17 protein-coding genes and 3 riboswitches are annotated in these 24867 nt (G+C 32.1%); of the genes, 4 read left to right on the forward strand and 13 right to left on the reverse strand.

Annotation, left to right across the window (positions count from 1 at the left end; translation table 11 throughout):
• Positions 1-51: 51 nt before the first annotated feature.
• Both B3040_RS03910 and B3040_RS03915 read right to left on the reverse strand, forming a co-directional pair.
• Positions 52-1170: a pyridoxal phosphate-dependent aminotransferase gene (locus tag B3040_RS03910; RefSeq protein WP_291570425.1), complete on the reverse strand. Its 1119-nt coding sequence runs from the start codon at positions 1168-1170 to the stop codon at positions 52-54.
• 256 nt (positions 1171-1426) lie between these two features.
• Positions 1427-1598: riboswitch (cobalamin riboswitch) on the reverse strand.
• A gap of 178 nt (positions 1599-1776) precedes the next feature.
• Positions 1777-2700 (reverse strand): LysR family transcriptional regulator, encoded by a 924-nt coding sequence (locus B3040_RS03915; protein ID WP_291570427.1) that lies wholly within the window; start codon positions 2698-2700, stop codon positions 1777-1779.
• Positions 2701-2859: 159 nt separating this feature from the next.
• On the opposite strand from B3040_RS03915, the gene B3040_RS03920 reads away from it, so the two are divergent.
• Positions 2860-4485 carry an FAD-dependent oxidoreductase gene (locus B3040_RS03920; protein ID WP_291570429.1) on the forward strand — a complete coding sequence of 542 codons (1626 nt, stop codon included), beginning with the start codon at positions 2860-2862 and terminating at the stop codon, positions 4483-4485.
• An 88-nt stretch (positions 4486-4573) separates the two neighbouring features.
• The gene (locus tag B3040_RS03925; RefSeq protein WP_291570431.1) at positions 4574-5527 is read left to right on the forward strand and encodes a 4Fe-4S dicluster domain-containing protein; all 954 of its coding nucleotides are present in this window, start codon (positions 4574-4576) and stop codon (positions 5525-5527) included.
• Positions 5528-5790: 263 nt separating this feature from the next.
• Here the strand turns inward: B3040_RS03925 and cbiB are convergent, their stop codons facing one another.
• Both cbiB and B3040_RS03935 read right to left on the reverse strand, forming a co-directional pair.
• On the reverse strand, positions 5791-6750 hold the full coding sequence (gene cbiB / locus B3040_RS03930) for an adenosylcobinamide-phosphate synthase CbiB (RefSeq protein ID WP_291570433.1): 960 nt from the start codon (positions 6748-6750) through the stop codon (positions 5791-5793).
• A 33-nt stretch (positions 6751-6783) separates the two neighbouring features.
• A complete protein-coding gene (locus B3040_RS03935) occupies positions 6784-8283 on the reverse strand; it encodes a cobyric acid synthase (RefSeq protein WP_291570435.1) in 1500 nt (499 codons plus the stop codon).
• Between the two features lie 224 nt (positions 8284-8507).
• Positions 8508-8689, reverse strand: a riboswitch (cobalamin riboswitch).
• 244 nt (positions 8690-8933) lie between these two features.
• On the opposite strand from B3040_RS03935, the gene B3040_RS03940 reads away from it, so the two are divergent.
• The gene (locus B3040_RS03940) at positions 8934-11225 is read left to right on the forward strand and encodes an ATP-binding protein (protein ID WP_291570437.1); all 2292 of its coding nucleotides are present in this window, start codon (positions 8934-8936) and stop codon (positions 11223-11225) included.
• Between the two features lie 64 nt (positions 11226-11289).
• Here B3040_RS03940 and B3040_RS03945 read toward each other — a convergent pair whose 3' ends face one another.
• The 3 genes from B3040_RS03945 to B3040_RS03955 form a co-directional block, all read right to left on the reverse strand.
• A complete protein-coding gene (locus B3040_RS03945) occupies positions 11290-14019 on the reverse strand; it encodes a YhgE/Pip domain-containing protein (protein ID WP_291570439.1) in 2730 nt (909 codons plus the stop codon).
• A 372-nt stretch (positions 14020-14391) separates the two neighbouring features.
• Entirely contained in the window at positions 14392-14958 is a 567-nt protein-coding gene (locus B3040_RS03950) for a TetR/AcrR family transcriptional regulator (protein ID WP_291570441.1), read from the reverse strand.
• A 206-nt stretch (positions 14959-15164) separates the two neighbouring features.
• A complete protein-coding gene (locus tag B3040_RS03955) occupies positions 15165-16349 on the reverse strand; it encodes a cation:proton antiporter (protein ID WP_291570443.1) in 1185 nt (394 codons plus the stop codon).
• Positions 16350-16454: 105 nt separating this feature from the next.
• A riboswitch (Fluoride riboswitch) is annotated at positions 16455-16572 on the reverse strand.
• Positions 16573-16731: 159 nt separating this feature from the next.
• Between B3040_RS03955 and B3040_RS03960 the strand changes: the two genes are divergently transcribed.
• Complete coding sequence (locus B3040_RS03960) at positions 16732-17304, forward strand: 5-formyltetrahydrofolate cyclo-ligase (protein ID WP_291570445.1); 573 nt, start codon at positions 16732-16734, stop codon at positions 17302-17304.
• 202 nt (positions 17305-17506) lie between these two features.
• Here B3040_RS03960 and B3040_RS03965 read toward each other — a convergent pair whose 3' ends face one another.
• The 6 genes from B3040_RS03965 to B3040_RS03990 all read right to left on the reverse strand — a co-directional run bounded on the left by B3040_RS03965 (position 17507) and on the right by B3040_RS03990 (position 24641).
• On the reverse strand, positions 17507-18571 hold the full coding sequence (locus tag B3040_RS03965) for a serine hydrolase domain-containing protein (RefSeq protein ID WP_291570447.1): 1065 nt from the start codon (positions 18569-18571) through the stop codon (positions 17507-17509).
• 192 nt (positions 18572-18763) lie between these two features.
• The gene (locus B3040_RS03970; protein WP_291570448.1) at positions 18764-19324 is read right to left on the reverse strand and encodes a GNAT family N-acetyltransferase; all 561 of its coding nucleotides are present in this window, start codon (positions 19322-19324) and stop codon (positions 18764-18766) included.
• The gene (locus B3040_RS03975) at positions 19312-19563 is read right to left on the reverse strand and encodes a hypothetical protein (protein ID WP_291570451.1); all 252 of its coding nucleotides are present in this window, start codon (positions 19561-19563) and stop codon (positions 19312-19314) included. Before B3040_RS03975 ends, B3040_RS03970 begins: the two co-directional genes overlap by 13 nt.
• Before the next feature lie 63 nt (positions 19564-19626).
• A complete protein-coding gene (locus B3040_RS03980; protein WP_291570453.1) occupies positions 19627-21057 on the reverse strand; it encodes a serine hydrolase in 1431 nt (476 codons plus the stop codon).
• A 163-nt stretch (positions 21058-21220) separates the two neighbouring features.
• Positions 21221-22450: an alpha/beta hydrolase gene (locus B3040_RS03985; protein WP_291570455.1), complete on the reverse strand. Its 1230-nt coding sequence runs from the start codon at positions 22448-22450 to the stop codon at positions 21221-21223.
• Positions 22451-23354: 904 nt separating this feature from the next.
• Entirely contained in the window at positions 23355-24641 is a 1287-nt protein-coding gene (locus B3040_RS03990; RefSeq protein ID WP_291570457.1) for a DUF5667 domain-containing protein, read from the reverse strand.
• Positions 24642-24867 lie beyond the last annotated feature (226 nt).

Raw genomic sequence — 24867 nt, forward strand, 5'->3', positions numbered from 1 at the left:
CTTCCTCACTGCTAATATTTCTTTCTTGTTACAGATTTTTATGAATTAAAACTATAGTGATCTTTCAATATCTTTTAATTCCTCAATTAAAATTTCATTAGCTTTTCTATCCTTTATTGCAAGCCTTACATATGAATTATCTAAACCTACGTAGTTATTACAGTTTCTTATTAGTATTCCTCTTCTTAGCATATTTTCATAAAATTCACTACTGCTAATATATTTTAACTTACAAAGAAAATAGTTTCCGTAACTTATGTACACTTTTTCAATAAATTCTATGGTAGAAAGGGCATTGTACATAAAATTTCTTTCGTCTTCTATCCATAGCTTAGATTCTTCTATAAACCCTTTATCCTTTAGAGCATACTTAACAGCTAACTCTGCAAAACAATTTACTGACCAAGGATTTTGATTGTTTTCAAAATACTCAAGTATATTTTTATTCCTAGTTATACCGTATCCAAATCTTATTCCTGGCATACCATAAAACTTAGTAATTGCTCTTATAATCACTAAAGAGCTATATTTGTCTATATATTTAATAAGACTTTTATCATAATCTAATACAAACTCTATGAAGGCTTCATCTATAATAACAAGCTTATGTTGCTCTTCACACTTCCTCAATATAGTTTCGAAGTTTTTAAAATTAATAATGCACCCATTGGGATTATTGGGATTACCTATAATCAGTGCCTCAGTATTTTCTATAGCCAAAAGAATTTCCTTGTAATTATACTCCATATTTTCATTAACATAAGCATAGTTAATTTTCACCCCATGTTTTTTACTAAAATCCTCATACTCCACAAAGGAAGGAACTACAATAGTTATAGATTTTAAACTACTTATTATTAAATCTAGAACTTCTGAGGCACCATTTCCTACAAGAATATTACTTCTGCTTATATTAGCTAAATAATTCTTTTCATGGTTTCCTTTATTTTCTTTAGAGAAATATTCTTCACTAGCTTGAAGATATGTAATTATATTATCCTTTAAAGTTCTATATTTTACATCTGGATATAACATAACATTATTTAAAGCTTCATCTATATGAGATGAAAACGCTTTAGATATAGGCAGCGGATTTATATTTGAACTATAGTCTAACAATTTTGTTCCCTTTAATAAGCCATCACTATATATATCTCCACCATGTTTCATAGCTTCACTTCCTTACCTTACTATATGTGCCAGAATCTCAATTCCCCCTATAACCACAATAAAATAAATTACAATAGTTATAATTTATTTATTATGACTTTTTGTCTTGTAAGTCACTGTATACTTCACACCATAAATTACTCCACTAATAGTGTGATGTGAGTTAAAAATAAAAAAGGTGAACCTGAAAGGTCCACCTACTATTACAAATTCTAAAAAGTAATTTTTTATATAACAATAGTTCTTTCCCTCCGAAAGATTGTTTATAATTTAGGCAGGTCTCCTGGCTTATGACTCTATCTACACCTTACCTTCCTCTTACGAGTGGCTATTAAGGTTCGTCCTCATTTACAGTAGCGGGGGCTGCTGTGGAATTTAACCACATTCCCTTTTCACTTATTTAAAAGCACCTAAAAATACTGTATTTAGTTTTCAAGGTAATTATAGCCCTAAAGCAAAATTTAGTCAACAATTTTAGTTTTGGAATTTATAGGTTAATACTTATATGACCTAAGTGCTTTCATACTTCACCCTTATAATTTGTAGGTGTGAAAAAACTTATATATGCTAAAAGTATTTCTTCTCAGGCCTTATTGTAGATTTATATCAATCATTTATTAATTGACTTGGATTAGCTCCTATTAAAATATCTGTATGTTTATGATTCTTCACTACTTCTATAAGACTTTCCATGGAATCACTTATAAATTTATTCTTATGATATACTATGTTAAAATGTCTGTTCCATGCCCGCTGAGAATTTTGGATAACATGAATTTCTCCATTTTTTATTTCATCCTCAACTAAGCGAATTGATATAACCGCTAAACATTGATTTTCTATTACTGCATGCTTAATGGCTCCTGGGCAATTGCTTTCCCATATGGTTTTTACTGTTAACCCATGCTCTGCCATATAATTTTCAAATAGCTCTCTAGTTCCACTTCCCTGTTCCCTCATTACAAAGTTCACATTAAGAAGTTCTTTCAATGTGACTTTAACCTTTTTAGCAAAAGGGTGCTTAGTACTGCAAACAAGAACTAGATAATCATCTACTGCAGGAATGCATACAAGTTCAGAACTTTTTATATTTCCTTCTACAATACCAATATCAAGTTCAGATTTTAGTAGTTTATCTTCTATTATCTGAGTGTTATTTACATAGGCATAGGTTTCAACTTCAGGGTTACTAGCTTTAAAGTCGTTAATAACATCAGTAAGAATACAATTTCCCACTGTAATTGTTGCTCCAAGCCTAATTTTCTCTTTATGCTTTGCCTCAAACATCCTTTCCTCTAAATCATCAAATTGGTTTATGACCTGCCTAGCATAAGAAAGCAGTTTCTTACCTTGTTCTGTTATATAAAGTTTCTTAGAAAGGCGTTCAAATAAAAGGACTCCATAATGTTCTTCCAACTCCCTTACTGCTTGACTTACTGTAGGCTGAGAAATGAAAAACTTTGATGCAGCTATACTCATTTTCCCACTTTCTGCTACTTCAACAAATATTCTTAGATGCCTTATTGTCATATTTTCTTTCACATCCTTTTTATAAAAATCTAAACTTTATAGAAATTATTGATAGGTTTTACCTATGACTTTCATAAGATATTATCACTTTCTTATTAATTAAACAAGTGTTATGCTAATATTATGACAATGTTAAAAAAGTACAAAGGGTGTGAAATCATGAAAGTTCTTATTATTGGTGGTGTAGCTGCTGGTACAAAGGTAGCAGCAAAGCTAAAACGTGAAAATCGTAGCTGTCAGGTTACTATACTCACAAAAAGTAAGGATATTTCCTATGCGGGGTGTGGACTACCTTATTATGTGGGTAATGTAATTCAAGAAAAGAATAAACTAATAGTTAATACACCAGAAAGCTTTTCCAATTTAACTGGAGTTGAAGTGTTGACAGAAGTGGAAGTATTAAGGGTTAACACAAAGAATAAGACTGTTGAAGCACTAAATTTAAAAACAAAGGATACTTATACACATGAGTATGATAAGTTAGTTATTGCTTCTGGTGCAGATCCAATGAAACCACCTATTGAAGGAGCAAGTTTAAAAGGGGTATTCTTTATGAGAACTCCTGAAGATGCCATTTCCTTACGTTCCTCAATTGAAGCTGGTGAAACTAAACGGGCTGTGGTAGTTGGTGGTGGCTTTATTGGCCTTGAAGTTGCTGAAAACTTGCTTGCTCAGGGTGTTAAGGTTTCTGTAATTGACATGGCAGATCATATATTGCCTGGCTTTGATAGTGAATTTGCGCATTATACTGAAAATCACTTAGCTAATCATGGCATAATTACATTAACAGGAACAAAACTTCAAGCTATTCTTGGAGAAGAAAAAGTTGAAAAAGTTATAACTGATAAGCGTGCTATAAAAGCAGATGCTGTTATCCTTTCTCTAGGTATTCGTGCTAATACAGCTTTTCTGAATGATACTGACATTGAGTTAATGCCTAATGGAACCATTAAAGTAAATGAATTCTTACAAACTAACATAGTTGATATTTATGCTGTTGGAGATTGTGCTTGCATAACCAATAGAATTACACAAACACCTACCTGGTCTCCAATGGGCTCTTCCGCTAATATTGAAGGTCGTATTTTAGCCCAAAACATCAACGGTAAAAAGATAAGTTACAAAGGAGTTTTAGGGACAGCAGTGGCAAAACTTCCTGAACTTAACATAGGAAGAACTGGTTTAACAGAAAATGCTGCTAAGGCCTTAGGTTTTAATATTGAAACTGTTGTAACAGTAGTAGATGATAAAGCTCACTATTATCCTGATGCCTCAATTTTTATAATAAAGATGATAGCTGATAAGTTAACTAAAAAATTTCTAGGTCTTCAGGTTCTTGGAAAAGGAGCAGTAGATAAAATAGTAGATATTGCTGTAACCGCACTATCTATGAATGCTACTTTAGAAGATATTGAAAATATGGACTTAGCATATGCCCCTCCATTTTCTACTGCAATTCATCCCTTTACCCATACTGTAAATATTCTACTAAATAAGATCCGTGGAGAACTCAATAGCCTTACTCCTAAGGAGTACCTAGAGGGTGGCGCTACAGGGTATAAAATTGTTGATGCATCTATTAACCCAAGTATAGATGGTGCTTCCTATATAGATCTTACAAAAGTAAATGGAGAGTTACCTGATTTAAAGAGACATGAAAAATTGCTTTTAGTATGTGCAAAAGGTAAGCGTGCATATATGTTACAGAATCGCTTGAAATACTTTGGTTACACTAATACCTTAGTTCTGGAAGGCGGTAGTACTTTTAATGAAATTATACTTTAAAAAGTCACTTTACCTTTTAAACTTTTAAAAATAGTTCAATTATGCTAGAAATTTTCTTTTAAAAATGCTTAATAGGAGGTCTAAAATTATGGCAACTTTAACTATTAATTCTAATGATGAAAAAAGAGTAAAAGCTCTAGGTTTTCTTAGCAATAAGGGAACTGATAATTTTTCAGGAAGAGTTATCACTGTTAATGGTAAAATTACAGCAGCTCAATTTAAATGTATTGCAGAGGCTGCTGAACTTTATGGAAATGGTATTGTAACCTTAACTACAAGACTAACAATAGAATGTCAAGGTATTCCTTACGATAAAATTGAAGATTTTAGAACATATATTGCTAAAGAAGGTCTTGTTACTGGTGGAACTGGTTCTAAAGTGCGACCAATAGTTTCTTGCAAAGGTACAACCTGTCAATATGGTCTAATTGATACCTTTGATTTATCTGAGGAAATTCATCACAAATTCTATGAAGAATATGCTAGTGTTAAATTACCTCATAAATTTAAAATTGCCGTAGGCGGATGCCCAAACAACTGTGTTAAACCTGATTTGAATGATTTAGGAATTATTGGTCAGTTAATTCCTAACTTTGATGAAGCTTATTGTAATGGCTGTAAGAAGTGCTCTATTGAAGAGGTCTGTCCAGTAAATGCTGCTAAAGTTGTAGATGGATTATTAGAGATTAATGAAGAGGAATGTAATAACTGCGGTCGTTGCATTGGGAAATGTCACTTTGATGCTATTGAAAATGGTACAGTAGGCTATAAAATCTATATTGGGGGTAGATGGGGAAAGCGTGTAGCTCATGGTATTCCTCTTAGTAAGGTATTCACTAATAGAGAAGATGCTATTAATCTAATTGAAAAGGTTATACTTTTATATAGAGAACAAGGAAAAACTGGAGAACGTTTATCTCAAACCATTGAAAGGATTGGCTTTAAAAATATTGAAGCCCAATTACTTGCTAATGACCTCTTAGATAGAAAAGACGAAATAATAAATAGTGAGTATCATTTAGTTGGTGGAGCTACTTGTTAATCTAATCTTTTATCTCCCATGACAATCATATTAATAATATCTTAATATTAATAGGGAACTAAGATAAACTTATATAAGTTTATCTTAGTTCCCTTATAGTTTATTAAATAATGAACAAGTTCATTTTGTTTAACAACTTTGGAAGCAGATTTGGACTACTACCAAAGTAACTCTTTAGGAAGATAGCTATCACCTATAGAAGCCGTTAATCATTAAGCTTTAAAAATGTTATTAAATAAATTAATTAATTTGGGAATCTAAAATTATATTACCCATAACATTGCCAATATTAATAGTAGTACTTCCGTTAAATACATTAGTTTTCCTGTCTGAAAAATATGATCCACTGCTAGTTCCTTAATATGTTCTCCTATGGTTGGTTTATACATAACTTCACCAAAGTAAGAGTTAGTTCCTCCAAGTTGTATTTTCAAAGCACCTGCTGTAGCTGCTTCAGGATAAGCACAATTTGGGCTTTTATGATTTTTTCTATCCCTTATCATTATTTTAAAGGTCCCTATTATATTTCCACCTAATAAAGGTGCCACTATACACATTAAAACTCCTGTAATTCTAGCAGGTATAAAGTTAAACACATCATCAGTCTTTGCTGGAAAGAAACCAATATATCTGAACTTTTCATTCATATAACCTAGCATTGAGTCCATGGTATTTATGCCCTTATACATCATAGCCAAAGGAGCTCCCCCAACAATTCCATAAATAATAGGTGCTATTATCCCATCGGAGGTATTTTCGCTAATGGTTTCAACAGTAGCTCTTATGATCTCATGTTCACTAAGCTCCTTTGTATCTCTTCCTACAATATAAGATAATTTAACTCTAGCCTCTTCAATATCACCCTTTATTAAAGGGCGATATACATCAACCCCTGCATTATATAAGGACTTAGCAGCAAGAGTTGTCCAAAGCAGTAATATATTTAATCCATGAAAAACATAGATATTAATTCTAGCTACATAAAGAAGCATGTAAGGAATTAAGTAGGTACTCACTGCCACAATAATCACAATAAATCCCCCACAAAGCTTAAGCATTTTTTCTGACTTGCATTTTCCTCTAAAAATCTTTTCTAATTTGCTAATCAACTTTCCAATATAAATTATAGGGTGCGGTAACCATAAAGGGTCACCCATTATAAAATCTATAATGGCAGCAAAAAACATATAAATTATATTGAGTTTAATATTAAAGTTAAACATGCTATACTCCTTATACCTTAGTAACAAAACTTGCTATTTTCTAAACCCCATTGCCTCATATATTTTATTCATATCCAAAGACTTTCTAACAATATCTGCAAGTCTATCTAATTCTTTATCCCTTAGACTTTCGTATTCCATAGATTTTTTACTCTCTATACCTTTTTTCGCTCTAAGCTTATTTACTATATATTGTCTAAAATTAACTCCATCAAAAATTCCATGGATATAGGTCCCCAGGATGTTTCCTCTTTCGTTAATTGCTCCATCAAAATAATCTTCAAAATCATTGTTTTTCTTATTTATCTTAACTAAAGGAGTTGCTCCTTCACCTAAGGTTGTTTTCCCCATATGAATTTCATAGCCATAAAGATCTATACTTCTCTCTATCCCTGGAAGCACTTTACTACCTATAGTTCCTTCAACCCTAGTAGTAACCTTCTTTTCTTCAAATACTGTTTTAGTATCTAAAAGGCCTAACCCTTCCATAACTTTTAAATCAGTTTCCACCCCTAGAGGATCTTCTAAAGTTTTTCCAAGAATTTGATAACCTCCACAAATACCTATAATTTCACCCTCAGTGCTATACTCTAAAACTTTTTCATAGAGACCTGAGGTTTTTAAAGCACTTAGATCTCCTAGAGTATTTTTAGTTCCCGGAATTATAAGTAGATCTGGATTTTTAAATTCTGTTATATTTGTTATATATCTAAGTGAAACATCTTCTTCACAGCTTAAGGCATCAAAATCTGTAAAATTTGATATATGAGGAAGTTTTATTACTGCAATATCAATTTTATTTGTAACCTGTTTATTAAGCTCTACTGCACCATCTTCATCCTCTAAAGCTAAGGTGAAATGGGGTACTACCCCCAAACACTGCTTTTTAGAGATATCCTCAAGCATTTTAATTCCTGGCTCTAAAAGACCTATATCTCCTCTAAATTTATTTATTATTGTACCTTTTACTCTTTCTCTTTCAGCCTCACTTAAAAGCATTAATGTTCCAACTAGAGAAGCAAATACTCCTCCTTTATCTATATCTCCAACTAGAATTACTGGAGCATCTACTAGCTCAGCCATTCCCATGTTTACAATGTCATTTTCTCTTAAATTGATTTCTGCTGGGCTTCCTGCCCCTTCCATAACAATAATATCAAAGTTATTTTCAAGATCCTGAAATTGATTTTTCAGTTCCTCCTTAAATTCAACCTTTAAATTATGATATTCTTTTGCATCGCTATTTCTATACACTTCTCCATTAAAAACAATTTGACACTTCTTATCAGAGGTAGGTTTTAAAAGTATTGGATTCATAAACACCTGTGGTTCAAGTCCTGCTGCATAGGCTTGAAGAACTTGTGCTCTACCCATTTCCTTTCCATCTAGTGTTATATATGAATTAAGTGACATGTTTTGTGATTTATAAGGACAAACCGAGTATCCATCCTGTTTAAATATTCTACAAAGTGCTGTAACTAAAATACTTTTTCCCACTGAAGATGCAGTACCTTGTACCATAATCTTTGCCATTATGTAAACCCTCTTTCAATATTATTTTATAGGAAACTTAACTTATACCCTATTGTAGCTTAATTTTAGAATCTCTCAAAGTGACTTTAAAAATTTCATTTAACCATATTACCTAGTTTTCTTAAGGTTATAAAAATAAAAAAGGTAAGTCCAAGGACTTACCCTACTATTACAAATACAAAAATATTTATATTTCCCATAACAATAGTTCTTTCCCTCCGAAAGCTTGTTTTATAACTCAGGCAGGTCTCCTGGCTCATGAATCTTTCTACACCTTACCTTCCTCTTGCGAGTGGTTTACAAGGTTCGTCCTCATTTACAGTAGCGGGGGCTGCTGTGGAATCTAACCACATTCCCTTTTCACTTTTGAACTATCTTCAAAAGCACCTAAATTGGATATTTAGTTTTCATTATGATTATAACTTTAACTTTTGATTAAGTCAACAATATAGAAAGAAATATAACACTATACTTGCTTTCTAATTATAGGGTATAATATAGTCAAAAGGCATTATTATCCAACAATATATAGCACCTGATATCTTGTATTATTAAATACTTATACTTGTATAAAATTGTTATGTGAAACTATCCAACATTTTGTAAATATATGTTATATTAAACTTGAATTAACTTTAGGGAGGCTAAACATGGAAGTAGCTATAGAAAATAAAAAATTATCCAAATCCTTAATTGTAAAGGTTCTAATTAAATATTTATTATTTCTGCTACCATCTGTAATATTTATATATATAACTCAAAACCATTGGGAAAATAATTTAGTTACTTACCATATAATATTTGAAGGATTTTGCATTTTTTTTGCCTTAGGTATATTTTCCCTATATTGGCATAATTATACCCATTATTCTATGAGCTTCTCTGTACTAGGTTTTGGATTTCTACTAATAGGTATCTACAATTTAGTTCATACCTATTATCTTTTTTGTCCAAACCTCTTAAATTCAGTTCACTTAAATCTTTCCACCTTCTTAGATCAAATAGGATTGCTTATGCAAGTTTCAGTTATATTAATAGGTACTTTTAACTTTAAAGTTAAGATTACTAAAATAGCTAATTCCCTTATGTTAGGGATCACCGTGTTAGTGCTTGGAGGCGTATCAGTTTTAATTCCTCAGCTTCTTACTTTAACCTTACCCTACATTGGGTCAACCTATATACTTACAGCAATTAAAGCAGCCGTAATTAATCTTGCAATTCTTACTTCACTAAACCTAACATATATGTTTGAGAAAAAAGATGAGCTAAACTACCAATATATCTTTTTATCCTTGTTAGCTATTATAACTACTGAAGTGATTTTATTAACTACAGGTGATTTAAAAGGTATTTTTTGGCTTTTCGCCCATATTCTAAAGGCAGTATCCTATTACTTTATTTATAAAGGGGTCTTCGCTAGTGCAGTTGTTTACCCATATGATAGCTTAGAAAATAAGCATAAACAATTAGAACACGCCTATGAAAATCTAACAAAAGCAAATGAAGAAATAACTGGTCTTTCTAAAACTTTAAGCGATGTACTAGATTCATTACCTCTTGGTGTTTTTATGTATGATGAAAATAGTAAGATAAATTATCTAAATAAAAAATTTGAAGAAATCTTCATCTGTGATAGAAGTGAAGTACTAGGGCTTTCAACAAAGGAGTTTCTTCATAAGTTCCCAAGACTTGAAGAGGATGAAAGGCTCCTTTCAGACATGGTTTTATCGGGAGATAAATCAGCATTAAGTGTTGTTCATACATATAGAGTTGGAAATGGAGAATATAAAAAACTATCAGTAAAAAATAGTAGAATTAACAATGGGGTTATATCTTTACTAAGAGATGCAAAGGAAGAACAGGAAATTAAGAATCTTCATCTTCAAACAGAGACCATCTTAAATGCTGTTAATAATGCAATAATTATGATAGATATGGATAAAAAAATAGTGCTTTGTAATAAGGCTGCAGAAAGAATCTTCGAAATAGATAAATCAGAACTTATAGGCATGGATATAGATAAGCTAAATGAGTTACTTACCTTCCAGAAGAAGGAGAATCCTTATGAAATTTTGTCTGGCAAAAAGGATTTTGATGTATGCGAAGCTTCCCTTAAAACTAATAAAGGAAACAACATTGAGTTAATTATTTACTCCGCACCTATTAAGAATATTGATGGTGAAATCATTGGTGGAATAAGTGTAGATACAGATGTAACAGAAATTAAAAAACATGAACAAGCTATACAGCAACAGGAAAAGCTAGCCTTATTAGGTCAGATGGGAGCCGGTATAGTTCACGAAACAAGAAATTTCCTTACTACTATAAAAGGCCGTTGTCAATTAATTGAAGTAAATGCAGAGGATGAAAAAATCAAGGATCACGCATTAAAAATCAATAAGGATGTTGATGAAGTAAATAGAATAATAGGTGAATTTTTATTCCTATCCAAACCTAGAGACGTGCTACTAGAAGAAATATCTATGATAGATCTATTTGAGTCAATTATAAGCACAATTGAAAATACCTCAATAACTAAAGGTATAGATTTGGAATTAGACATTTCTAACCATGAAAGATACTTACTTTGTGATGAAGTCCAAATAAAGCAAGTGGTATTAAATATCTGCAAGAATGCAGTAGAAGCTATGAATGGAGTTCCTCAACGGGCACTAAAGATAAAAACCGGTTATATGGAAGAAAGTAATGAAATGTATATGGAGATTACTGATAATGGAAAAGGGATGTCTAAAGAACAATTAGAAAAAATAGGAACCATGTTCTATACCACAAAGGAAACTGGTACAGGCCTAGGGTTAAATATTTCTTATCAAATTATAAAAAGTCATAAAGGAAGAATTCTTGTAGAAAGCCAAGTGGAAGAAGGTACTACCTTTACCATTCTTCTACCTTGTCTTGCTGATGAAGAATTAGATGAATAAAGCCTATTAATAATGATTAATAAAAAAACAAAGGCAAGAAAACTTAAGTTTTCTTGCCTTTTTACTATGCTCCTATTTCTTTTCTTTCTTCCATTTTAGCCTGTAGTAAATCTCCTCTTTCCTTTAATATCATTGATATTGCAAGGAATACTACTAAAATTGAAGTTAAAATAAACATATCATGTCCTATTAGTCCTAGGTTACTTCCAGATATGATTTCTCTTAAAGCTGATACGCAATAAGTGAATGGCATATAAGGATTTAATACTTTAAATAAATCTGGTACTACTTCTAGTGGGAAAGTTCCTGCACAAGAAGTTAGCTGTAGAATTAATAAAACTATAGCAAGTAATCTTCCCGCATCACCTAGAATAAAGATTAAACATTGAATTATTGCAATGAAAGATAAAGACATTAATACATTAAATAAGAAATATAGTGGAAGGTTTTGTGGTTTTAAACCTAAAGTTAGAACTACTGCACTAACAAGAAGTGCTTGTAGGGTTCCTATAAATCCATAGGATAAGTATTTACCAAAAACCGTTGAAATTGGACCTGCATCCATGCTATCTTCAACCTTTGAAGATATTACAAAGAACATCATTATTGCTCCAACCCATAAAGATAATGGGATAAAATAAGGTGTAAATCCTGTTCCGTAATCCTTAACTGCATTTACTGCTGCATCATTCATAACTACAGGTTTAGATACAAAGCTAGCCATATCTTCACTGGTATTTATAAGATTCTTATCTAACTTATCTGCACCTTCATTTAACTTTTCTGCTAATTCCTTAGAACCATCATTTAACTTTTGAGTTCCATCTGTTAATTCTGGAATTTTTCCATTTAATTCTTTTAGTCCATCATTTAAGGCAACTGAACCATCTGCTAACTGATTAACTCCTGAAACAAGTTCTGGCATCTTTCCTTTAAGTTCTCCTAACCCACCATTTAAGGCATTTGAACCTACAGCAAGTTTATTAGTTCCTTCAGCTAGTTGTGGCACTTTTTCTCTTAGTTGTTCTAAGCCTACTCTTAACTGTATAGAACCTGTTCCTAAGGCATCTATACCTTTATAAACCTTGCCTGTTCCTTGCTCAAGAGCTGATATTCCATTAGCTAAAGTTGGTATATTGGAATTTAGTGATCCAAGTCCTGCTTTTAGCTCATTAGCTCCTTGACCTAATTTATCAGCTCCATTTACTAATCCCTCAGTTCCTGAAACTAGTGCATCCATACCGGATTTTAAACTTGGTTTTCCATCATAACCAGTATTAACTGCTGCATTTAATCCAGCCACAGCTGTCTTTAAGCTTGGCTTATCCTTAGTATCTACAGAAACACTGTTATTTAAAGCAGACACTGCTGTTTTAAGTGATGGCTGGGTCGCGCTCTTATCTACGTTAACAGAAGCATTTAAAACTCCAACCATTTGAGCTAATATTTGAGCTCTTTGTGTATCATTAGTTGCTGCATTATACTGCTGAGTTAAAGCTGCAACTACTTGTTCTGGAGTCATACCATTTCCTGAAGGTACTGCTCCACCATTTACTACATTATTAAAAGTGCTTAATGCTGTTGATAAAGAAGAAACTCCTTTATTTATGCCTCCTACACCTTGTACTAAGCTTGGTGTAGTACTAGTGCCTACATTAACTGCATTGTTTAAACCTTCTAGTGAAGCGCCTAATTGGTCTACCCCACCCTTAGTTTGTTTAATACCTTGTAGTAAGCCTTTTAATCCATATTGTAATCCTAAAGGCTTTCCATTAGCATCTACTGCGGTAGTATTTATACCCTGCGCTAACTTATCTGCACCCTCATAAAGAGCTGTTGCTCCTTTTGATAACTCAGGAACCTTTTCAGTAATTTGGGTCATTCCTCCATTTATACTGTTCACGGCTTCCTTTAATCCCTTTGGGTTACCATTAGTATCTATCTCTTTAGAGTTAATTCCATTAGCTATAGAACTAGCTCCATCATAAAGAGAATTCACTCCTGAAGTCAAAGCAGGAGTATTTTGATTTAAGGAACTTAGTCCATCCTTAAGCTGTAAGGAACCATCATAAAGTTTATTTACTCCATCTGCCATTTGTGGAGAACTGCCCTTTAGTTTTCCAAGTCCCTCAGATAGTTTTGTAGAGCCATCATAAAGCTTGGTCACACCATCTGCTAGCTGTGGTACTTTATCATTTAAAGTGCTTATTCCCTCTGAAAGTTCCTTACTTCCATCAGCTGCTTTTCTCATACCATCCTTAACTTCATACAAACTGTCAAAGGTTACTTTAGTATATTCTTCGCTGATGTTTTCTATTATCTCTGCTTTTAGCTTATCCTCAACTCTTCCCCCTATTTGTGCTGCAAGAAAGTTTTTCTTGTCATTAGAAGAGTAAGTTATAGATGGCTGCTGTGGCTTTCCATCCTTAGCACTCATAACTTTCTGTGAAAAATCTTCTGGAATTACAAACATGGAGTAATATCCATCCTTATCTAATCCCTGATTTGCTTCTTCAAGACTAACAAATTGCCACTTCACTTCTGTATTTTCCTTCAGGTTTTTTACTATATCCTGTCCATAGTTAACTGCTTCTCCATCCTTTGTTCCGCCCTTATCAAGATTTACAAAAGCTACAGGTAGCTGATTAAGTCTTGAGTAAGGATCCCAGAAAGCAGCTAAATAAAGTAAGCTGTACAGCAGCGGTACAATTATTATTGCTACAACTGAGACTCTGATAAACCTGTTCCTAAAGATACTTGAAATATCTTTCCAGGCAATCTTGGCAAATTTCATAATCCTCACCTCATTTATTTTTGTACTGACTGGTCAGTTTAGTTATACTCCTTTTTTAAAGTGAAGTCAATATATTTTTTGATACTTTTAATTGTGAATTTTTTAGTTTTTAGGAATATCCTGAAGTCTCATATTCTTTAGCTATTTAATAATAAATAAGTTCATTTATTCTAAAAATTTCGGAAATTAATATAAGTGATAAAAGTTCACATTATTACACTAAAGCTGCGCCTTTAATAAAAGTATCCCCACTTAACAGCTTTAAGCAATCTTCCGTAGAAAAATATGATTAAAAATAATTTTATATAATTACCGAAAAAAACTCTTTATAACTTATAATCCCGTAGAATTACAATTTATAAAGAGTTTTTATTATGCTTTTAGACCTCTTAAGCTATATTCAATTAATTCATCCACTACATCATCCAAATTTATACTATCTATGTTAATAACCTCATAAACTGCTGCTGAACATAGAGTTCCGAAAAATGCATAAGCCATGAAGTAAGCATTGCCTTTTCTTATAATTCCAGCTTCCATAGCTTCCTGAAAAAAGTCTTTAATTTCTTCTATGTAAGTTCCTAACTTATTTCTAAGTTCTACCTGCCTAATCTCTTGACCCCATAACTGACTCATTAATACTTTGAAAAAATCCTTATTTCTGTAAAGTATAGAAAGTTGTGCCTTGCATATTATTTTAAGTTTTTCTAAAGGATTTGTCACTGTTTTGATATGTTCCTTTAGCTCCTCTACCATTAACCCAAGCCCTTCTTCTATGATGAAATTAAAAATTTCTTCCTTACTCTTATAATGGTAATATAAAGTTCCTTTTGCTACTCCTGCAGCCTCTGCAACTTGGTCCATGGTAGTTCCATTATAGCCAAAGTTTGAAAAAGTTTTTATAGCAGCTTCAAATATAACCTTTTTTGTTTTATTCATTTTTATCACTCCAAATTATAATATAAGAAACCAAAGTTAAATCCTAATTTACAAAAGCTACTCTTAATTCCTTGAAGGTTTTAGTAATAATTAGTGTAAAACTCATCTTTGAAATCTTATAGACATAAAATCCTATATTATAATACCACAGTTTTAATTTTAATACTACCTAGTATAATTTTTTTTAATTATCTATAAATTTACAACTATTCTCCAATCTTTAATAATCTAGTAGAAGAAAAACTAATAGCTATTGCTCCAAGTGGCGCTGTAATTAAAATTGATAACACTGCTATAGCTAATATAATTTCTCCTGAAGCTACCCCTAAAGATAGTGGAATTGCTCCTATAGCTGCTTGCACCGTGGCCTTTGGAAGGTAGGCAATAATACAAAACACCCTTTCTCTCCAATTTAACTTTGTTCCTACTAGGGAAATTAAAACCCCTATACTTCTTCCTATAAGTCCAATAAGAATAACTGCTATACCTACTACCCCTGCATTAATGGCTACACCTATGTTAACCTGTGCACCTACCAATACAAACAAAAGTATTTCTGCAAAAATCCATATTTTATTTAGCTTCAAGCCTAGCCTTTTCCCTACTTGTGGCATTTTTTCTAAAATTATAAATCCTATAGTCATAACTCCTAAAAGTCCTGCAATTTCAATTTTATTTTTTAATAAATTTTCTAAAGCAGTGAGTAAGATGGAAGCACCTATGATGAGTAATACCTTTTTAGTATCTCTTATATGATACTTTTTAAATACCCTAACCATAAAGAACCCTATAACAGCTCCTGCTCCAATACCTAGTACAATAGAAATTGGAATTCCAAGTAACTTTATCCCAATGTTTACATGACTTCCACTGTATAAACCTAAAAAAGTACTAAATATCGTAATTGCAAACACATCATCAATTGACGCTCCTGCTAAAATTAATGTTGGTATTCCCTTATTAGTTCCTATTCTTCGCTCCATAAAACTTAACATTTGTGGCACTACCACTGCTGGAGATACAGCTGCAAGGATAAAGCCTAATATTCCTCCTTGAATAAATGTAAATCCTAGAAACTTTATTGAAGCAAAAGCAATAAAAAATCCTTCTACAAGTCCAGGAATACAACTCATTTTAATTGCTGTTTTTCCTACCTTATTTAAATCTTCCCTACTAATTCCAATACCTGCTCTTAATAAAATGATTATAAGTGCAATTTTACGAAAATCAGCAGAAGCACTTAAAAGTGATGGTTCCAGTAAATTAAACCCATAGGGCCCTAGTATAACCCCTAAAATTAACATTCCTAAAAGTCCTGGTAGTTTCATCTTTGTAAAAATTAAATTAGCTAAAAGTCCTAACATTATTATAATTCCTAAACTCGTTGCCATGTTTTATCTCCCCTCTTGTCTTTAATATTAATTAATTAAAATTTCCTTTTTGTAAAGTTCCTTCTTCATTAAACGCAAAAAATCCTACAGGTATACCGTAAAATATCACCTGTAGGAGTCATTAGCATAAGGCATCTTCAAAAAATAAATAAGTTAGTAAAGTGACTCATTATTTATCTTCAGATACAATGCGGTTTTGGTGAACTCCATCACCTTTTAACTTGTAATTCGATTTTACTACACTGAAAATAAATTGTCTATACATAGAGTTAAACAACTTTCCAATAGGTAGTAATTAAAATGTTAAAGTTATTTTTTTATATGAACCTAATTAAAAATATTATATAATCATATTATATAATGTCAATGAGGAGTGAAACCAATGATCTTTGCTTCAAAAAAAGAATATAGAGAAGAAGTTCTAACTAGGCGTTCAGATACTTCCAATGAAATTAGAGAACAATGGAATGAAATTATTTTTAATAAATTAATCAGTAGCGATTACTATAAAAAGTCCTCTGTGATTTTTACCTTTGTATCCTTTAAGGATGAAGTGGATACCCACAGGTTTATTGAATATGCCTTAAAGGATGACAAGAAAATTTGTGTACCTAAAGTTCCTTCCAAAAAGCAGGGCATGGAAGTTTATTTTATAAATAGCTTTGAGGATTTAAAAAAAGGTTACTTTGACATTCTCGAACCTTTGGAAGGCTGTATTAAAGCCTCTGCAGAGGAAATTGATTTTATCCTAATGCCAGGAGTTGCTTTTGATAAACAAGGGAATAGAATTGGCTATGGCGCTGGTTTTTATGATAGGTTTCTTTCTCAGCTTAAAAGGCAGGTTCCTAAAATTGCACTGGCATATGATTTTCAACTTTATGAAAAAGTGCCAACGGATGAGTTTGATGTTAGAATTGATGGGGTTATTACAGAGACGGATATTATAACTTTTTAAAGTTATAATAGTAAGCACCTATCCACATATCTTATGAAAATTACTCACAACTTGTTGAGTTTATAGTTACTAAAATAATTTTTCACCTAAACTGAAACTTTTCTATTGAAAAAACGTTCACAGACCAAAATAAAATGCACCCTATAGGGTAGACAATTAAAAAAGTCTAACCTATAGGTTTTTTTCTTTACAATCATTACTCTTATAATTTACCTACTAGTAATTCTTGAATTTCCCTTGCCATTGCCCAAACATTACAATCTTGGTTAGCAAGTACTATAACTGTTGCATCCACAGATGGATAGTAATTAAATTTACAAGCTACTCCTGAATTTACTCCATCCTTGGTAATTAATAGTATGTCATCTTCAGCTTTTCTGAAGATGAATTCAAAACCATAACCCATTTTAACAGTGGCTTTTTCATATTCTCTATAAACCTCCTTTGGTGTAAATAGATCCCCAGTTAATTCCCTTGATAAAACTTCCCCATTATAAAGCTTACGGATAAACACATCTAAATCTTCAACTGTTGTGAAAGCCCCTCCATCTGGAGATCCTATCGGTGGATAAGAATATATATTTTTTCTCCACTCAATGAATTCATCCTTGTCATCACAAACCATAGCATAGCCTTCTGCTACCTTTTCATTAATGCCATCCATACTGTAAAACCCTGAGTTTGCCATTCCTATTTTTTCAAAAACTTCCTCTTTTATATAATCTCTATATTTCTTTCCTGTAACTTTTTCTATAACTAAGCCAAGAAGTATAAATGCCACATTATTATACCTACAGCCTTCCCCTGGGGCAAAATTAGGTGCTTTGTGAATAAATTGAGGTAAAAAATCAACTAGTTCTCTTATGGAATAGTTTGGTTTAACCTTCCAAATATCCTCATAGCTTTCTCCTGCTTCTTCATCTGCATCATCACCAATTCCTGAGGTGTGAGTCAACAGCTGATAAATAGTAACTTCCTTTGAAATTGATGTGTCCTTTATATCTAGTATTTCTAAAACTTTATCTTCAAAGTTTAAAACACCTTTTTCAATTAATAGTAGTACTCCAACTGTGGTAAATAATTTAGTTACAGAAGCAGTATCAAACTTTGTATCCACTGTATTTTTTATTTTCCATCCCTTATGGGCATATCCATATGCACCACTAAATAATATATCATTGGCTTTTTTGACTAGTATTGCTCCTGAAAAATCTTTCTCAACTGCATACCTTTCAACTATTTGTTTAATTCTTTCTTCAACTTTCATTATATATCCCTCCATGTTGTTGCTACTTGAAAAATGCATACCTTTAAAATCACTTTCAAGCTTCATATCTTTTATCCTACTTCTTATACATCATGTATGTTTACTATCTATAATGGATTTTTAAATCTACTACTTCTGCTTACCCTAGAAGATAAGAAGATATAGTGTTTCTTCAGATTTCAGCCACTTTGCCTACTTAACATAGGTGACTCTCCAGGGACATACCTCTGTAATGCCTATTTTTTTATAAACCTCACGAGCTATTGGATTATTATAAAATAAGTATGGGTACTTTCCTTCTTTTAATATCATTTCAAAGAGTCCTACTAAAGCTTCGCTGCCATAGCCTTTGTTTCTATGTTTAGGATTAGTTACAACCCCTATGACTATAGCACTTTTCTCTCCTTCCCTAACCGTTGAACAGGAAGAAACCATTTCCCCATTAATGGATAAATAAGCAGTACGGTCAGTGGTGTCTTTAAGTCTATTAATCTCCGCTTCAATATATTCTCTTTTATCACTTGGAAGTACGTCCGTGTATTCCTCTGTTGACATAAGCAAGTCATATTGCATTGCAACTTCCTTTTCTGTTTTAATAATACCTATTGGTAAATCCTCATATCTTCTTTTAGCTTTAATATTTTTTATAACTCCCATATAAGATATGGTATCTTCTTCAACCTTCACATAAGGTAAAAACTTTTTCATAAGATCACCTGGACCTGATAGTTTTGAAAAGGTTAATTTCCACAATACATCTTCATAAACATCAATACTTCTATCCTCTGGCAGTAGTAAGTTACGTTGTTAAAGTTATTTAATAATATAGATTTCAATACACCTTCTTCATACTCTCCAAACACACGAAAGCCTTCTCTTCTATAATTATTTCTTACTAAATCTTCGACAATGAAATAATAATTTGTGATTTCCTCCCCAAAGAGATCCACAACCTCTTCATGATTTTTACTTGTTAATTCTACAATCCCCATATTTTTATCCCCTTATATACTTTTTTAGTATCTTAATTCCTCAAACCAATATAGCTTAATATTTTATTCCTTTTCTAATTCTTCTAATACTTTCTTTCCACTTAAGTTATTAGAATTTAATTCTACTGATTTTTTATAATTTTCTAGGGCTTTTCTCTTATCTCCATGAGCTAAATACATTTCCCCTAAACTATCATAAAGATTTGAAGCCTCTGGAAACTCTATAATACCTATTTCTAATATTTCTATTGCTTCTTTAATTGCCTTTGCTGCTAAAAGTCCATAAGCTATAGAATTAAAGCCTCTTTCACTACTAAGATATGTTTCTATAGACTGTTCTTTTATTAAGTAATATTCTTTTAATGCTCCCTGGTAGCCTTGTTCAATAATTAACCTTGTTATATGCTGTGGAAGAGAAGTTTTTACTCTTTCAGGTTTAAGCCCCACAACCACATCCATAAGTGCAGTAGTTAAGCTATTCATTGACATATAATCTGAATTTGACATAACTACTAAGGCTGAATTATTCTCAGGGAAAAGTATTAAATTACTCAAGTATCCAGTATCACCACCACTATGTGATTTAACTTTATGTCCTTTATGCTCTCCTAAAAACCACGAAAGTCCAACCTTTGTAGTATGACCTTCCCAGCCAGTAACTGCTTGCTCTCTCCAAAGTTCTAAATAACTTTCCTTTTCTAAAATCCTTTTCCCGTTAAACTCTCCGTAATTCATGTTTGCAATAGCATAATTACACATTTCCAATACATTTGAACAAAGAGTGGAACTTGGTCCATGACAGCGGTTATAAGGATAGATTTTACTAACTTTAGGTCCAAAGCCTCCTTCAATTCCCAAAACATGAGGAGTTGTTATTAATTCCCTTGAAACTAGTGGCTTATTAAAATCACTTTCCTTCATATCTAAAACATCTAAAATGTTCTTTTTCATGTAATCTTCAAAGGACACCCCTGAAATCTTTGCAATAACATCTCCTAGTATTTCAAAAGCAATGTTACTGTAGGCAAACTTTTCTCCTGGATTCCACATAAGGGCTTTATCCTTTTGTGCTCTAACATATCTCTCTAAAGACCCTTCATCATATTGAGGCTTATCCCACTCATAATCTGGTTCATCTGGCATTCCAGATATGTGATTTAACAATTGTCTTATAGTTATTTCCTTATATCTTTCATCTTGAAGCTTAAAGTATGGTAAATAATCCACCAAAGGTGCATCTAGGTTTATTTTTCCCCTTTGAACTAACTGCATTATTCCAATGGCTACAAAGGTTTTTGATACTGATGCCATGTGGAAAAGTGACTTTTCTGTAACTAGCTCCTTTGTTTCCACATTTTTAACACCAAAGCCCTTTGTGTAAATCACTTCATTCTTATAAACTACCCCTATTGCTAACCCTGGAATTGTCTCATTGTCCATGAAATCCTTTATAACTTTATCTAAGTTTTCTACAATCTTGTTTTTACTTTCCATGATAGTTCCCCCTATTTACTATTTTATTTATTTTCTCCTTATATTTTTTACATCTTATTTTTCCATAGATTATATAAGTATCAACCTCATTCTGTGGAGCGACTTTGGAAGAGGGTTAACTCCTACCTAAAGAAGATAAGAGAATTTTCCTTCCAGAATGTCTTTAAATGATATTATTACCTAAAAGAAATTTAAATCCATTTGCTAATTCCATATCAAGATCCATATAAGTATGTGAACCCAAAAACTCCTGATACTTATAGGTATATCCTTTATCTTCTAACAATTTTGCAAATTCCTTGTTTGCATTATAATGAATCTGTGCATCTTTTTCATACTCTCCAAAAGTCATATAAAAGTCTAATGGTAACTTTTCAGCCTGTTGGTACATTTCTATGATTTCACCCTTTTGGTTTTCTCCTTCTTTAGAAGTCCAATACATTGCTCCTGATTGGCAAAATACTTTTCCAAATATATCTGGATATTTTACCCCTATAAATGAAGCATTAAGTCCCCCATAACTAAAGCCACCAATAAGTGTGTTTTCAGCCTTCCTAGTTACATTGTAATTTTCATATATGAATGGTAATAACTCTTTCGCTACAAGGTCTGAAAACTTCTGACAGCAGGTAAGCTCTGTATCCCTATCTACTGCTTCAATAAAGGCAACACATACTGGTGAAATTTCCTCTTTGGAAATTAAGTTGTCAAGAATTGTTGTGATTTTTGTTACGTGAACATAGTGCCACCCATCAGTAAATATAGCTAATGGACATGGGCTAGAACTTTTATCATAACCTGCTGGTGTATACATCCATATTCTTCTTTTATTGTTTAAAATGCTACTTTCAAACTCCTCAATAACTGCTACTTTCCCCTTGGTTACCTGTGGTTCTTCAACTGTCCAACTATTTTCTTTGAAATCTGGCAATGCTATATAAGACTCTTCCTTACATATTAAGTAAGGTTCAGAATCCTTGTCATAGTCTAGGCACACATATTTTTGTGGATTTAGAGGATCTATGACAAAATTGAACTCACTCCAATCCTGGTTATCTTCACCATTGAGTACAAAAATATATACTGCATGAGCCCCTTTATTTACTTTCCATGATCTAAAGTGCAGGTCAGTGCCCTCCATCTTATAGAATTTTGTAAAATCAGGATCCATGCCAAAAATCTCACCAATAACTCTAATGTTGTCTATGGGCTCTACCTCTCTCCAAAGTAAAGTAACTAGGCAATTTTCATTATCCCCTTCTATTTTTTCTATAAGAGGTGCACCTTTTTCTTTAACTTCCTCCCAAAATAACTGAAGTGATTCTTCTTTATTAACTTTTATATCCTCATATAATTTTCTTAACCTTGAACTCTCTACTTTTACAGTATTCATTTTAATTCCCCCTATCTTAAAAAAATTATTTCCCTAAATTCATATGGGTACAACTTCTTCCCCTATAGCCATACACCACCACTTTCACAAAAAAATTAAGGATGCAGATGAACAACTCTTCATCTACACCCTTTTTTATTTATACAAACTTAATGCATGGTAAATAAACTTATTCCATAAACTCATATTATAAATTCACAGGTGAAATATACTTTAATAAAATCTATGGGTAACCTAAAAGTATAGCATGTTCTATAACTTATAAGTTTACATCTTAGTCTATTTAGCCCTTAAAATCCATAGCTTTACATAAACTATACCACAGTTTACATGATAAGTTTAGAAATCATTGCATTAAAAATATATAATAAAAAGCTGTGATGCGAACCAACACAGCTCCAATTTCAATTATTTTGAAGTAAGCTATAGTAAAATAGTAATAAATTTAGGTTATATCATTGAGTGAGTTACCTTTTATACTTTTAAATGATATTTGAAAATTAAAACCTATAGTATTTATTGTTAAAACTATAATTCACTTTAATATACTGAAAATCAAGGAATTGTAATTGATGTTGTTCATCCTTATAACTAAAATCTTAAATCCATAGCAAATAAACCTATTTTAAAATAAGGTTAAAAATATACTGCTATAAATTTTATATGATTTTAAAAATTACTAGAATAATAACATCATAATCATTACTTTCCCTCTCTTTCACTTCCAATAATTTAATTATATTGATTATATTACCACAAGTCAATATAATTAAACTTACTTTTTTAAATATTCAGTTCTTTTAGCTCATGTGTCATTCTACTAAAATCATCAACTAAACAACTTAATAAAAAAAACAGCAATATAGTTAATTTACATAACTTATTGCTGCTCTTTGCTATATGTTTAAGGTCTTGTTTTATCCTTATCTTTATTCTTTTCTTCTGACTTTTTAGCATCTTCCTTGGCTTTCTCTTGAGCCTTTTTAGACTCTTCTTTTGCCTTCTCTTCTGCTTTTTTAACTTCTTCTTTAGCTTTCTTTTCTGCTTCCCTAGCTTTTTCGGCCTCTTTTTTTGCTTCTTCTCTTTCCTTCTCTTGAGATGCCTTATATTCTTCTTTTGCTTCCTTTTCTATATTTTTAACTTCATCTTTAATTTTAGTTTCGTCCTTAGCCTTCTCTTCTACTTTTGTTTCCTCTGTATTTGTTGCTTCTTCGCCTTGTAAAGCTTTTTCTTCTACTTTTTCTATTCTTTCATTTGCCTGTTCAACCTGCTTCATACCTGACTTAATGTAGTTTTCCGCTTGTTCAACTAGCTGCTTTACTTCTTCTTTTGCAGCCTCAGCAAGATCCTTTAACTCTTCAAGCTCATTTTTTAAAGCTTCTGCAGCCTTTACCTTTTCTTCCGCTAATCTAATTGCTTCAGCATCTCCACTTTTTCTTGCAGCTTGTAGTTCTGCCTGCGCTAGTTTAAATTGTTCCTTCGCATCAAAGAAAGCTGTTTTTGCTGCATAAAATCCATTAATAGCTGTAATTGTTTTATCTTGCTCATTCAGTGCATTTTCTATAGCTGCTTTGGACTCCTCTGGAGCTTTTTCAAGAATTGATTTTAGTATTTCTTCACTTTTACTATAGGCTTCATTAAGAGTTTCAAGGGTCTTCACAGCTTCATCTTTAGCTTCAATTGCATTATTTATATGCTGTGCTGCTGCAGCTAATGTCTCCATATAATCAGTTGCTGCTTCATTTGCAAGCTCATCTTCACCTTCGCTAATCATTACTGCTGCCTCTGCTGCTCTTTCTGTAGCTAATTTTGCTTGAAGAGCTGCTAACTTTTCTTCGCTTTGGGTAATTGCAATTTGAAGGTTTTCTAGGGCAACTTCTAATCTATAAAATATAGAAGTTGGCAATACTCCTGCTGAATCTTCAATTTCTTCTTCATTTACTGGGGCAGGGGTTTGTGTAGCTTGTCCATTTATAGGTATAGACTCTTGCTCTTCTGTAGCTACCTTAGTTTCCGGTGTAGTTGTTTCCGTAACAACTGCATTTAAAGGTTCAGTAGTTTCTGTTTGTGTAACTACTTCATTACTAGATTGCTCATTAGTATTTATATTTGTAGCTTCACTTGCATACACCTTACCCCCTATACTCGTTACGTAAGTTGCTAGTAATAATGCGACTATTTTCTTTTTCATTTCAAATCCTCCACATATTAATTTTTATTGTACTTTATTGATATAAATATACGGATATATAGCTTCAGTTTGTGGGGTAATTATTAGAAAAATTTACTTAAATTAAAATTTTTATAATATTTAAACATAATAATTAAAAAAATCCCTCCTCACACTAGTTATTCAACTATCCCTGTGTAAAGAGGAATTAATTTAATACAGCTTTCGATTAAATTTTAATTAAAGC

The sequence above is a fragment of the Clostridium sp. UBA4548 genome, from assembly GCF_002387895.1.
GTDB lineage: Bacteria > Bacillota > Clostridia > Clostridiales > Clostridiaceae > Clostridium_J.

Excerpts from the sequence above, each read along its gene's own strand:
- B3040_RS03920 (WP_291570429.1), top strand. The coding sequence starts at position 2,860 with ATGAAAGTTCTTATTATTGGTGGTGTAGCTGCTGGTACAAAGGTAGCA.
- cbiB (WP_291570433.1), bottom strand. The coding sequence starts at position 6,750 with ATGTTTAACTTTAATATTAAACTCAATATAATTTATATGTTTTTTGCT.
- B3040_RS03950 (WP_291570441.1), bottom strand. The coding sequence starts at position 14,958 with ATGAATAAAACAAAAAAGGTTATATTTGAAGCTGCTATAAAAACTTTT.
- B3040_RS03985 (WP_291570455.1), bottom strand. The coding sequence starts at position 22,450 with ATGAATACTGTAAAAGTAGAGAGTTCAAGGTTAAGAAAATTATATGAG.
- B3040_RS03910 (WP_291570425.1), bottom strand. The coding sequence starts at position 1,170 with ATGAAACATGGTGGAGATATATATAGTGATGGCTTATTAAAGGGAACA.
- B3040_RS03980 (WP_291570453.1), bottom strand. The coding sequence starts at position 21,057 with ATGGAAAGTAAAAACAAGATTGTAGAAAACTTAGATAAAGTTATAAAG.
- B3040_RS03955 (WP_291570443.1), bottom strand. The coding sequence starts at position 16,349 with ATGGCAACGAGTTTAGGAATTATAATAATGTTAGGACTTTTAGCTAAT.
- B3040_RS03940 (WP_291570437.1), top strand. The coding sequence starts at position 8,934 with ATGGAAGTAGCTATAGAAAATAAAAAATTATCCAAATCCTTAATTGTA.
- B3040_RS03925 (WP_291570431.1), top strand. The coding sequence starts at position 4,574 with ATGGCAACTTTAACTATTAATTCTAATGATGAAAAAAGAGTAAAAGCT.
- B3040_RS03945 (WP_291570439.1), bottom strand. The coding sequence starts at position 14,019 with ATGAAATTTGCCAAGATTGCCTGGAAAGATATTTCAAGTATCTTTAGG.
- B3040_RS03915 (WP_291570427.1), bottom strand. The coding sequence starts at position 2,700 with ATGACAATAAGGCATCTAAGAATATTTGTTGAAGTAGCAGAAAGTGGG.
- B3040_RS03990 (WP_291570457.1), bottom strand. The coding sequence starts at position 24,641 with ATGAAAAAGAAAATAGTCGCATTATTACTAGCAACTTACGTAACGAGT.
- B3040_RS03975 (WP_291570451.1), bottom strand. The coding sequence starts at position 19,563 with ATGGGGATTGTAGAATTAACAAGTAAAAATCATGAAGAGGTTGTGGAT.
- B3040_RS03935 (WP_291570435.1), bottom strand. The coding sequence starts at position 8,283 with ATGGCAAAGATTATGGTACAAGGTACTGCATCTTCAGTGGGAAAAAGT.
- B3040_RS03960 (WP_291570445.1), top strand. The coding sequence starts at position 16,732 with ATGATCTTTGCTTCAAAAAAAGAATATAGAGAAGAAGTTCTAACTAGG.
- B3040_RS03965 (WP_291570447.1), bottom strand. The coding sequence starts at position 18,571 with ATGAAAGTTGAAGAAAGAATTAAACAAATAGTTGAAAGGTATGCAGTT.